Annotated in this window: 9 protein-coding genes and 1 pseudogene; 4 read left to right on the top strand and 6 right to left on the bottom strand. The window is 45.3% G+C overall.

The genetic code is table 11. The features are described from left to right. Positions 1 to 3 precede the first annotated feature (3 nt). From B3M51_RS04690 to B3M51_RS04670, 5 genes are all read right to left on the bottom strand, one after another. Positions 4 to 1,350 carry a di-heme oxidoredictase family protein gene (locus tag B3M51_RS04690; protein ID WP_292757177.1) on the bottom strand — a complete coding sequence of 449 codons (1,347 nt, stop codon included), beginning with the start codon at positions 1,348 to 1,350 and terminating at the stop codon, positions 4 to 6. Further along, complete coding sequence (locus B3M51_RS04685; RefSeq protein WP_292757175.1) at positions 1,347 to 2,636, bottom strand: ABC transporter substrate-binding protein; 1,290 nt, start codon at positions 2,634 to 2,636, stop codon at positions 1,347 to 1,349. Before B3M51_RS04685 ends, B3M51_RS04690 begins: the two co-directional genes overlap by 4 nt. Continuing rightward, positions 2,636 to 4,597: a TonB-dependent receptor plug domain-containing protein gene (locus B3M51_RS04680; protein WP_292757173.1), complete on the bottom strand. Its 1,962-nt coding sequence runs from the start codon at positions 4,595 to 4,597 to the stop codon at positions 2,636 to 2,638. The genes B3M51_RS04685 and B3M51_RS04680 overlap by 1 nt, the downstream gene beginning before the upstream one ends. A gap of 98 nt (positions 4,598 to 4,695) precedes the next feature. Then, the gene (locus B3M51_RS04675) at positions 4,696 to 5,502 is read right to left on the bottom strand and encodes a substrate-binding domain-containing protein (RefSeq protein WP_292757171.1); all 807 of its coding nucleotides are present in this window, start codon (positions 5,500 to 5,502) and stop codon (positions 4,696 to 4,698) included. A gap of 458 nt (positions 5,503 to 5,960) precedes the next feature. Beyond that, positions 5,961 to 7,025, bottom strand: a complete 1,065-nt coding sequence (locus B3M51_RS04670; RefSeq protein WP_292479318.1) for a DUF2333 family protein — start codon at positions 7,023 to 7,025, stop codon at positions 5,961 to 5,963. Positions 7,026 to 7,476: 451 nt separating this feature from the next. Here B3M51_RS04670 and B3M51_RS04665 point away from each other — a divergent pair, with 451 nt between their 5' ends. The 4 genes from B3M51_RS04665 to B3M51_RS04650 are packed head-to-tail and all read left to right on the top strand — an operon-like array spanning position 7,477 to position 12,263. Next, positions 7,477 to 8,427 carry an ABC transporter ATP-binding protein gene (locus B3M51_RS04665; protein ID WP_292479317.1) on the top strand — a complete coding sequence of 317 codons (951 nt, stop codon included), beginning with the start codon at positions 7,477 to 7,479 and terminating at the stop codon, positions 8,425 to 8,427. Beyond that, the gene (locus tag B3M51_RS04660; protein WP_339775511.1) at positions 8,427 to 9,167 is read left to right on the top strand and encodes an ABC transporter permease subunit; all 741 of its coding nucleotides are present in this window, start codon (positions 8,427 to 8,429) and stop codon (positions 9,165 to 9,167) included. The genes B3M51_RS04665 and B3M51_RS04660 overlap by 1 nt, the downstream gene beginning before the upstream one ends. A 15-nt stretch (positions 9,168 to 9,182) precedes the next feature. After that, positions 9,183 to 11,096, top strand: coding sequence for a Gldg family protein (locus B3M51_RS04655; protein ID WP_292356404.1), 1,914 nt, complete (start codon positions 9,183 to 9,185; stop codon positions 11,094 to 11,096). A 54-nt stretch (positions 11,097 to 11,150) separates the two neighbouring features. Beyond that, positions 11,151 to 12,263: a DUF4340 domain-containing protein gene (locus tag B3M51_RS04650; protein ID WP_292356402.1), complete on the top strand. Its 1,113-nt coding sequence runs from the start codon at positions 11,151 to 11,153 to the stop codon at positions 12,261 to 12,263. Between the two features lie 62 nt (positions 12,264 to 12,325). On the opposite strand, the pseudogene B3M51_RS04645 reads toward B3M51_RS04650, so the two are convergent. Continuing rightward, positions 12,326 to 12,553 (bottom strand): annotated as a pseudogene (locus tag B3M51_RS04645) (chemotaxis protein CheV); the annotation flags it as partial.

The following is a 12,553-nucleotide window of genomic DNA, read 5'->3' as shown; positions in this document are numbered from 1 at the left end:
TTTTTATAAAGAGTTGAGAAATTCCAGTAAGGCATCACGATCAGACTTGGGCATGTTGATCACCGCATCGCGGCTTTTCTGACCTTCACCACCATGCCAGAGAATGGCTTCAAGCAACGTTGTGGCCCGACCATCATGTAAATATCCAACTTTGTCACCGACCTGTTCTGCAAGCCCGATTCCCCATAATGGTGCTGTACGCCATTCAGTTCCTGTTGCGCCGTTATCTGGACGATTATCTGCCAGATCTTCACCCATATCATGTAATAAAAAATCGCTGTAAGGTGCAATCAAACGATCGGCAAATGCCTTGGGGTTTGTATTTTCCTGAGTTCGGATCTGTGGACGATGACAGGCTGCACAAGCGGCCTCATCAAAGACAGCTCGCCCCCGAGTAACCTCTGGATTATCTGGGTTTCGTGGAGCGGGCACCGCTAGAAATTTCAGGTAAAAATTGACGGCATGTAACTGCTCTGATGTAAGTTCAGGCTCACCACCCGAAACGGCTTTTTGGCAGTCATGCTGAATCGCACTGCAGTTTTCATCTGGAAATAACGCTGATGTGAGCCCCAGATCTTCGTGGAATGCATTGGCAGTTTGCCTATCAAGCGAAACAATATTGGCTTTGTAGCCAAAGCGTCCTATTTTCCGGGTTTGCATGATGTCGTCCCATATCCAATTGACCCGTCCGGATATGCCATCCGCATTTGCGTCATTGGGATCCTGCCAGCTGACAATTTCCTGTTTATCAATCATATCAATCAGTCCCATTCCCACTAATGCCGGCCCAATCCTTGCTGATGTCAGTACCTCACCAAAATCACCATACCCAGGATTGACCAGCTGAATCGATGGTTTCCGTAAAATGGCCGTTTCACCCTCGCTGAGCGTGATGGTGGAATATTCATAATGAAGCTCGGCTCTGCCCTCTGAGGGCACGCCGGGGACAGCGAATTCCTGTAATTGCCCACCGTAAACCGGGTGTGGCTTACTATGAAAAGGATTCTCGCCCGGAACACTTAGCCTGACCAGCATGGAACGCATTTTTTCTGTAGGACCATCGGGCGACCGGCCCCGGCCATTTCCAGGATGACAGGCTAAACAGGAAATACTGTTATACAGCGGCCCAAGTCCATCAATATCTGCATCATTAGAGGGGGCGATAACCCACATCTGATTAAACAGGCTGCGACCAGCGGCGAATTGTCCCAGCTTTTGTTCGCTATCCAATAATGCCATCGGCATTGATAATGCTCGACGACTTAGCTCAGTGGTTTCCAGTAAATCATCGGCATACACTTTTGCCGACAAAACTATGCCGATACTGATAAGGGCTATCAGACGGATCATGTTTTTGCGTTAAATTGCGCCAGCATATTAAGCGCTTTGTCATATTGTCTTTCAAATGACTGGGCAAGCTCTGATTTAAATTCCTCACAGTTTTGCTGTTTTTCGTCATCATCATGACGCTGGGCACAGTCTTGTACTATAGCTTCATCCATCGCAGGTTCTTTCAATGGCCACTGTTGCAAAACGGTTTTTATTTCAGCTAATGCTGCCCGCTGATCAGCATTGGCGTTTTGCTGCAATTGATGCCATTGCTGCCAGGCTTGTTTTAACTTGTCATGATGCATGGTAATCGCCGCATCAAACACCACGGCGTTGTACTCCCGGCGTTGCAATCCTGTTTGGTAATCATATTGATGGAGGATATTTCCAGCAAACGGGTTTTGCATGTTTGGTGCCTCACTGTAAACGCTGGGGCGAACCGGTAATTTGCGTAAATCGGGGTGCAGTAATAACGACTGTCCTTGCTCGGAAACAAGAAAGTCAACAAAGGTATGAGCTGCTTCGGGTTGAGTGCTTTTGGCTAATATGCCGACATGAGCTGGATTAAAGGCCGTTTGTTTTGGATAGATAAACTTGCCATTGGCACCGTTGGCGATACTGGTGGCAGCAAAAAAATCCATGGTAAAAGCCACTTTGGCTTGACCTGCTAAAACGGCTTCAGTAGTGAACATGCCACCACGGCCCATTAAGTGACTATTCGCTGCAATCTGTTGCCATTGATTCCAGCCGGTTTGCCAACCTTCAGCCTGTAACAGCTGATCGATAAGCATATGGGCAAAGCTCACTTCGGATGGAATCGGTAAAGCGATATTGTCTTGCCATTCGGCGGCCAGCAGATCCTGCCATTGGTTGGGAACCACCAGTCCAGCTTGTTTCAGTTTTTCTGGTTCAAAGAATAAGCCATATCCGGCAATTTCCGTTGCAATGAAATAGCCTTGTGGATCCGATATCGCTGTTTCTCCCAGTAATATTGGCAAACCTTCACGGTTTAATTTGAGCTGCGCTAATTTTTCATGCGCTTTTAAGCTCAAAAAGGTTCGAACGGAAGGCATCCAGATCACATCGACATCTGCCGATTCTTCTTGTAGCAGCAACGATAAGGCATCATGCGGCCTGCGCCACAGAATATTCAGTTCGATATCGGGGTGAGCCTCTTCAAATGCCTGCTGCATCACCATCACAACAGGTTGTGGATAGCTGGTCATGACATTCAGAGTGACTGCTTTTGCTACTCCAGAGAGGAGCAACAAACAGGCCAGAGTGCAGGTAAGCAGATTTTTTATCATTAGAATTGATAACTAAGGTTAGCGTAATAAGTGCGGCCTGCTTCCGGGAAACCTTCCTGATATGCGTAATTTTTATCAAACAGGTTTTCAATGCCCATTCTGGCAGTAACACCTTTATCAAAGGCGTAACTGGCACGTAGTCCAGCAGTGGTGAATGAATCGGCTCGACGTTCTCCATCTGTAGTGGTGTAACGTTCGCTTTCATATTGGCTGGTCGCCGAAACGCTGAAAGGTTGAGTAATATGCCAGGAGGCATAAACAAACACTTTATGGCGTGGCACGTCTGTCAGTTTGAGATCAGAGCTTTTATTTTCACGATCCAGATAGCTGTAATGACCGCCAAACTCCCAATCGCCAAGCCAGAAGTCACTGCTTAATTCCATGCCTTTGGCAGTGACCTCGCCGACATTCTGGAATTGAAACAGGTTAGAGGTCACGCTGACCTCCTGAATCAGATCCTTGATATCGCTGTAAAACACCGCTGCCTCAAAACGGGCGGTAGTACCAACTTTATGTACCCAGCCAGTTTCAATGGTTCTGGATTGCTCAGCGTCAAGGCCTGGGTTGGGCAAGGCAGAGCCAAACCGATAGGAATACCGATCTTTAATGGTAGGGAAACGCGATTTTTTCGATAAGGTCAGACGGGCTTCATTACGATCATCAATGTCGATGAAGTAACCGATTTGCGGGTTCCATGAGTCCGTATCATTGGTTTCAAAAGGTTGGCCAGTGGCTACATCATCTGCCTGATCACTCCGGCGTCTGTCATAGCTTGCGCCAGCCACCAGATATTGTCTTTGTGTTAGACGAATAGTGTCTTCGATGGCAAATGAAACTGTCTTGTCCTGAAACGTTCTGACCGGCTCGCCGAGATCGTTTTCTTTATGTTCATCGAACTTGTAATGTGCAGCCAGCTTAACATCGTGTCGGCCAAGCGTTTTACCAAATTCAATACTGGCACCGTAGGTTTCATCATCGTAAATGCTATCAAATGCATAAGGACGGTTTTGTGTGGTGTAAGTGTCATCATCGAAACTTGAAAGCAGATTATCAAAGCTGTCGTAATACAGACGCGTCTTGAGATAGCTATCGTCTCCAATAGCAGTATTGCTCAGGAAATAAACGCTCTCTTTATCCCAATAAGGCCATTGCCAATAGCGAACACGTACATCGGGATTATTACCGGCATAGGGAGGTGTATTTTTTTCACCGTCCTGTTTGACATAGCCGATAGCGTATTCATCGGTTGTATTTGGGGTTAAACCCAGTTTGATATTGATCTTGGTATCTTTGCGATCAGCGTTATTACGCAGGGCAGTGCCCTGAGCCTCGGTAGGATTAAAATCATCAGACAAAGAAAAACTGTCTTGTTGACGGTAACTCGCACCTAGCTGGGCATACCATAAACCTTGATTGCTGCCAAGATTAAGCCAGCTACGTTTACCATCACTGCCGCTTTGATCACCCACGTCGTATCCGGCTCCGATTTCACCTTCAAGTTTCTCAGTAGGTTTTCGGCTCACCAGATTAATTGCGCCTCCAAGTGTATTTGGGCCATATAAAACTGAGCTGAAGCTTTTTGAAACATTTATCTCGGCTAAATCAAATGTCGTAAACCGGCCTAAATCTACATAACCATCGTATGGGATATAGATTGGAATACCATCAACAAAAACCGGAACCTGGCGTAAATCAAATCCCCGTACAAACACCATTTGTTCACTTCGGGGGCCTATGTTATTAGCGGTAATGCCTGGCATTCTGTCCAACGCTTCGGTGACAGTTTCACGATTTTCATCCCGCATGGTTTGCGCATCAATGGTTGCCGAACCGAGTGCTGGGAGTGGTTGTGTTGCATTGACTTCAATACGCCCCAAGTTAAAAGTCGACTCGGCATTGGCGATAGAGGTTAAAGCAAGAGATAGCATAATGATGCTGAGTTTTAGTTTAGATGGAGTCATTTTTTTTCCGTTTATATTTCTCAATGTATTCTTGTATATATAACGATAGTTAGCGTTATTTTCAGACTAATGATTTCATTCAGGAAATTTGGCTGAAATTATTCAGCAGCTGGGGTAGTGGTAAAGAATAATGTCTGGTCATTAACCTTAAAGTTATCAATGATGCGCTGACCCTCAGCCCCCGTCATAAAATCCATATATCTCTTGGCCATAGTAAATTGAACGTGGGGATGTTTTTCAGGATTAACCGCCATAATATGATAAGGATTGGATAGCTGTGCATCGCCTTCAAAAAGTAGCTTTAACTGCATTTTTTCCTGGTAGGCAATTTGTGTACCCCGATCTGTTAAGGCATATCCCGACATTTCATCGGCGATTTTCAGTACTGCTCCCATACCTTGACCGGCTTGTACATACCATTTGCCTGAGGGATTGATATCGGCGGTTTTCCAGAGTTGCAGTTCTTTTTTATGGGTGCCGGAATCATCTCCTCTTGAAACAAAGCGACTGCCGGATTGAGCAATTTTTTGCATGGCTTCAGTGATAGTTTCAGCGGAAGCAATTTCAGCGGGATCATTCACCGGGCCAACTAGGACAAAGTCGTTATACATCACATAACGACGGTCAATAAAGTAACCATCGTTGACATATTCAAGTTCAGCTTTGGGGGCATGCACCAGTGCCACATCGACATCACCATTGGCACCAAGCTTTAATGCCTGGCCGGTACCAACTGCAATCACCGCAACATTAATATCAGTTGATTCTGTAAAGGCTTTATTTAATACAGCTAACAGGCCAGTATTATCGGTACTCGTTGTTGTAGAAAGTTTGAGCAATTTTTCGGCATGAGCCGTGGTGCTCAGCAGTAAGCTGAAAAATAACAGAATAAAGAAGCGTTTCATCTTTAATATCTCGACAGACCAAAAATTCAATATATTCCATCATATATATCGATGAGTGTAAATGTGTTTGTCAAAACTGTACTAGGGGTGGCTATAGGTTTTGCGGGTGAGAAGCTTGTGTGTTTACTTGCCGATGGATTCTGGACATGGGTGTTGTGCTTGTTGTTTTTGACTAAAACCCTCTGCCAAAATCCCTAACTTCAGCATCACTTATGCTTATCACCGTTAACCCGATTGGCAGAGCTTTCACCATCAATTAACCTAATCCTATCTGGCTGGGTGGGATAGCCACCCATGCCCGACCTGCAGCTGACTAAGGCCATTGAATAATGACATTATGTAAATCTTTCCCTGCCAAAACGTAACTTTGCCGTTAAGTTAAACGAACTTCATATGGAGGTTAAAGAATACCTTGCCATGAGAACTTGTCTGAAAGATAGAGATCCAAAAGCTAATGGTTAACCTTGTTCAAGTAATCGTCGCAGATCAATCATTGCGGCATTGGCTCTGGAGACATAGGACGCCATGACCAGTGAATGATTGGCAAACAGGCCAAAACCACTACCATTAAGAATGATCGGGCTCCATACGGTTGCTTGAGTGGCTTCGAGTTCACGAATGATTTGGCGCAGACTGATAAGCGCGTTTTTCTTTTGTAAGACATCGGCAAAATCATGTTCTGCTGCTTTAAGCAAATGAATCATTGCCCAGATTGAACCGCGGGCCTCATAAAACACATCATCTATTTCCAACCAGGGTGTTTTGGTGACGCGTTCAGGTGAAGTCAGGGTTGACTGATGGGCTTCAGGATCGCCTGCCAACGCTGTATTAATCTGAACCTGTCCTACACTGGCGCTGAGGCGTTGAGACAGACTACCCAGGCGTTTTTCTGCCATCCCCAGCCATGCTGCCAGATTATCAGCACGTGCATAAAACTGTGCTTCGTCACGTTGTGGATCCGCCAGACGGGCGAGATAGCTTTCCAATGCTTTGATGCCGTCTCGATACTCACTTTCTGTGGGAGGGAACAGCCATGAATCCGAATTGAAATTAAATTGTGGTTCGGCAATGATCAGGTCTTTATCTTCTGCTGATTGTGATTGTGATCGGCTAATATCATTACGTAGCGATCGTGAGTAGTCACGAATCTGTACCAGAACACCGAACTCCCAATTAGGCATATTGTCCATCCAAACGGAAGGAGGCATTACGTCGTTGGTCAAATAGCCACCGGGCTTATCAAGCAAGGTATTGGCAATAGTAATCAAGGTGGCGGTAGAGGTGTAACCGGTGACCATATCATGCTGTTTTTCGCTGGCGATTTCCCGAGCATTAACCTGAGGATCAAAAGCACTGGGTGGGTTACTCCACCACAACATAATGACAATAAAAAATACCAGAATGACGGCGATCGCTATCAATAGAGCTTTGGATATCTGCCGACGGCTGTCAGGATCTCGGAAGGAATCAATAAAATTCCACCATAACTGACGACTGCGCTGAAAAAAAGAGTTTGCGGGCATAAAACATCCAGAAAAATTAATTGTCAGATTCCACCATAGCGTATTTTTGACAGCAAAAAAATGTTTAGGGTCTGTTGATCTTTAATCTCTGCCTAAGTTGTGCCTGAAAGTGCAACAATCAAGGCGCGAAGAGAGCGGTTTGTGAGATACATCCCTGTATTTCACCGCTACGCGTCCAGCTAAGTGCTCAAATGAGTTCCAGACTCATTTCATTCACTTATGCAGCAAGTCTACACGGCGTGCTTTCCGCCATGTCGGACACAAAAATAGCCACCAGCATTGGTGGCTCTGAAAGAGAAACAAGCCTTAAGGCTTAGCGGGAGAGCTTTCCCGTTATTGTGCAGGATAATTTCCTGAAAGCTTTGCGGTATTAAGCTTGACGTAAGGCCTGATTGAGCTGAATAATGGCCGGTTTGAAGATGCTTTTGATGAAGCGGGGGACGCTTTAAGTATGACACTCAGAGTTGAGATAGAAGATCTGGCCAAGCATTTTGGCGAGATACGGGCTGTGGATGGTGTGACATTCTCGGTCAGTAAAGGTGAGGTACTTGGATTTCTGGGCCCGAATGGCGCAGGTAAATCCACCACAATGAAGATGATAACCGGCTTTCTGGCACCCACTCGCGGTACGGTCAGAGTTTGTGGTTATGATGTTTTAACGGATCCTATTTCGGTAAAAGCGAATCTGGGGTACTTGCCCGAAGGTGCACCAGCTTATGCTGATATGACGCCGGACAGCTTCCTTAAGTTTATTGCTGATATCCGTGGATTGTCCGGAGCGGATAAAAAACGTGCAGTAGCTTCCGCCGCAGAACGCGCCCGAATCCTTAATGTGATGTATCAACCGATAGAAACCTTGTCGAAAGGTTACAAGCGTCGTGTTGGTCTGGCACAGGCGATTCTGCATAACCCGCCCGTATTGATAATGGATGAACCGACTGATGGTTTAGATCCGAATCAAAAGCATGAAGTACGTACGCTCATTAATGAAATGGCAGAAGACAAAGCCATCATTATCTCTACGCATATTCTTGAAGAAGTAAATGCTCTGTGTACCCGTAATGTAGTGATCGCCAGCGGTAAAGTCGTGTTTGATGGAACGCCCGCTGAATTGGAACAAAAATCACGCTATCACAATGCAGTCGTGCTGTCGGTCAACGAAGTTGATAACACCAAACTGCTGCAGTATGTCGCCGAATTGGATTTTGTTGCGGAAACTGAATTACTGATGGCGGGTAATGGTATCCGGGTTTTCCCAAAAGACAGCGCCTATATCACTATCGCCCTGTCAGAAAAAATTCGCGAACAGGGATGGGAAATTGCTTCGCTTTACGCTGAGAGCGGTCGCCTTGATGAGGTTTTCCGCAGTATCACTTTGCCTAGAACTGCAGGAGTTAAATGATGAATATGCTGAATATCTGGTTCATCATGAAACGTGAATTCGGTGGTTACTTCGCCACCCCGGTTGCCTATGTTTTTATCATAATCTTTTTGTTACTGGCAGGTTTTTCGACGTTTTATGTGGGCAATTTCTTTGCTCGTGGCGAAGCCGATTTATATCCCTTCTTTTCGTTACATCCCTGGTTATACATTTTGCTGATCCCGGCAATTTCGATGCGTTTATGGGCCGAAGAACGTAAAAGTGGATCGATTGAGCTTTTAATGACCTTGCCGGTGTCGGTATTTGAAGCTGTTCTGGGCAAATTCTTTGCTGCGTGGGCGTTTACCGGTCTGGCATTAATTCTCAATTTCCCGCTTTGGATCACGGTGAATTATCTGGGTAATCCAGATAACGGCGTGATTTTTACCGGTTTTATCGGCAGCTTCCTGATGGCGGGTGGTTTTCTGGCCATTGGTTCCTGTGTTTCAGCCTCCACTAAAAATCAGGTTATTGCGTTTGTGCTGAGCTTGATTGTCAGCCTGATATTTGTGCTGGCGGGCTATGGCATTGTGTTGGATTTCTTTAGTAGCTGGGCTCCACAACCACTGGTTGATGCGATCAGTTCATTTAGTTTTCTGACCCACTTTGATGCGATTTCCAAAGGGGTAATTGATTTACGTGACATATTGTATTTCGCAGCGCTTATCACTATCTGGTTGTTTGCCAACGCCTTGATAGTGAATGCACGTAAAGCCGATTAGGAGCACCCGTCAGCAATGAATAAACAATTATTATCCAAAACCGGTTTGATTCTGGCCGTTATTCTTTTTATTGCCTTTATTATTGTGGTAAATGGCAATTTTAAATCTGCTCGGGTCGATTTGACTGAAGACAAACTGTATACCTTATCTGAAGGTACGCTGAACATTCTGTCTTCGTTACAGCAGCCTATAACGTTAAGGTTCTACTATTCCGAGCAGGTAGCTCAGGCTTTGCCATCATTGAAAGCCTATGCTCAACGCGTTCAGGAGCTGTTGATGGAATATCAACGCGCCTCAGACGGCATGATTCAGGTCAAAATTATTAATCCAAAACCTTTCACCGATCATGAGCAGCGAGCAAAGCAATATGGTCTGCAATCGATTCCCATCGAAGGTGAGCCGGATCCACTATTTTTCGGTGTAGCCGGTACCAATATTCTGGATGGTCTGGAACGTATCCGTTTCTTTCAACCGGAAATGGAAGATGTTTTGGAATACGATCTGACCAGAATGGTTTATCAACTATCTGACGTAGAGCGTAAAAATGTGGCAGTAATGAGTTCATTGCCAATTGATGGGGAAGATTACGATCCCCTTAAAGGACAGCTGGATACCGAAGGTGGTGCTAAACCCTGGGCGGTAATGGGTAAATTGCGTGAGATGTTTAATGTTTCGGTCTTACCGGAAGACATTCGTCGTATTCCATCATCAGTTGATTTGCTAATGGTTGTGCATCCCAAGGAATTACCTGAACAAACCTTATATGCCATAGACCAATATGTGTTGCAGGGTGGAAAATTAATTACCTTTGTGGATCCATATGCTGAAGTTGATGTACCGGAGAAAGATCCTGATAACCCGATGGCAGCAATGGTCGCAAACCGTAGCTCAAATATGCCTGAGTTGCTGAATACTTGGGGCGTTGAACGTGATGCTTCTGATGTGGTTGCGGATAGAAAAACAGCTCGGGAAGTGGATTTTGGGGCACAAAGTAATAATCAGCCGATTGAATATGTCTTGTGGAATGCTTTGACCCAGGAAAACATGAATTCTGAGCAGCGTATAACTTCAAAGTTACGTAAGCTCAATGTGGCAACTGCAGGTCATTTTAAAATTCTGGATGACAAGACTACTGAAGTAACCCCTCTATTGAGTTCCAGTGATGAGGCTATGCTGGTGGATAAAAGGGTGGTGCAGTTCCGTAATGATCCAGTGGCTTTATTAACTAAGTACCAGCAAGGAACAATCAGCTATCCGTTAGCAGTTCGTATTCAAGGCAAGTCGCGTTCGGCGTTTCCTGATGGTGTCAAAGCCGATGGTGGCAAGATGGTGAAAATGCCTGATCATGTGAATGAATCCCAAAATGGTATTGATGTGATTGCAATTGCTGATGTGGATATGCTGGATGATCGTTTCTGGGTCATTATGCAGGATTTCTATGGTGAGGATTTAGCCTTTAATACCTCCAATAACATCGACTTTGTACATAACGCTATCGAAGAGTTAACAGGCGCTGAGGGACTGATCAGTGTACGTTCCCGTACTGGTTTCACTCGTCCATTTGTCCGTGTCGAAGCTTTACAACGTGAAGCTGAGAGACTCTACCGGGCGAAAGAACGCGAACTTGAAAACAAATTACAGCAAACCCGTCAGCGTATCGCTCGCATGCAGGTGGAGCGGAATGGTTCTGGTGCCGAAATCATGACGCCAGAGCAACAGAAAGAAATTGCTGAATTCAGGGCGATTGCCGATCGTACCGAATTAGAATTGCGGGCGGTAAAAGGTAACCTGCGTAAAGATATCGATCAGTTGGAAACGTTGGTCAAGTTCATCAATATCGGATTGATTCCGATTGTGGTGGCCATACTGGCACTGATTACCGGCTGGTTAAGAGTGCGTAAGCGTACTCGAGGCCGTTTCCAATCGTAAATTCTGCATGCGTTAAATGACGCTTGTATCAAACTGAACAGACAGGTTCTACAGATGCTGAAAAAACTTAATAGTCTTTCAATCCTCGCCATCCTCACTGCGGTGATGGTGGTGTGGATGTTAATCACCATATATAAAGCCGAAGATACCAGTGATGACTTTTCATTACTGTTTCCTGAATTATTTGAACAGCTAAGTGATGTGGATAAAATCACATTTAAAAGTGAGCAGGATGAATTCAGCCTGAGCCGTGATGATAAGCAATGGTTCATTGCGGATTATCATAACTATCCAGCCGATGAAGATTTGGTTAGAAGGATGCTGGTTGATTTGGCCGATGCCCGAATTCTTGAGCTGAAAACGGATGATCCTGAGCTGTATCCAGTATTGGGCGTGGAAGGTGCAGAAGATGGTGGCAGTTCATTTGTCATTAAATTATTCAAAGACCAGCTGGAAGTGGCCGGTCTGGTTCTAGGGGAAGCACGCGATTTAAGTGCGAACACCTCTGGTCCACAACAGTTCTATCTGCGCCGAGTTAATGAGGAGCGCAGTTATCTGGTTGAGGGGTACTTTCAGTTCAGTCCGATGATGCTCAACTGGATTGATGCCCTGATTATGGACATTGCACGTGAACGGGTTGCCAGAGTAGATATCATTCAGCCAAATGGCGATACTGCAACCTTAGTGAACTTAGGTCAGAAAGATAAATTTGGCACGCCGGAAGATCGTGAAGATACCGTATTTCGTTATGAACAGCTTGGCTATGATATTGCCGGGTCATTATTCCAAATGCGTCTGGAAGATGTTCAGCCAGTTGATGGCTTTTCCCGTGGTGATGCTGAGATTGTTAGAGCAGAATTTCTTACTTATGATGGCTTAAAGGTGATTGCTCAGACATCGTTTAATGATGGTTTTTACTTTTCCACGTTCAAAGCTGAATATGCCCCGGATGCTGTGCCTGAAGTACCGGAAGCCATAGCAAGCCTTGATGTGTTAAAAACGCCTGAGCAAGTACAGCAGGAAGTTGCAGAAATTAATGACAAAGTTGAACCCTGGGTTTATCGCTTGGGTGGGTTTGTTGGCAACAACCTGATGCGTGCCAAGGCCGATATGGTGACCGAAAAGGATCAGGTTATTCCAATGCCTGCCGGTGGTTTTGGTCCGTAAGCCGCTATTTTGGAAGTCATAAAAAAGCCCCTTAAACGGGGCTTTTTTATATGTGTACAACCTTACTCTGCTGCGGCCTTATCCTTATCCCGCCATTCTTCCAGTAACGCTTGAACGGTGATTGCGAGATCATCGGGGGCGAATTTGGCAATAAATTTATCGGCGCCAACCTTTTCAACTAATGCATTGTTAAAGGTGCCACTCATTGAGGTATGCAGCAAAATACGAATATCTTTCAGATTTGGGTCTTGGCGGATAGCCGTTGTAAGGGTGTAACCATCCATTTCTGG

This window comes from Methylophaga sp. UBA2689 (assembly GCA_002354555.1).
Lineage (GTDB): Bacteria > Pseudomonadota > Gammaproteobacteria > Nitrosococcales > Methylophagaceae > Methylophaga.
Note: the sequence above shows the minus strand (reverse complement) of the source record. Positions and strands in the feature narration are given on the sequence as shown.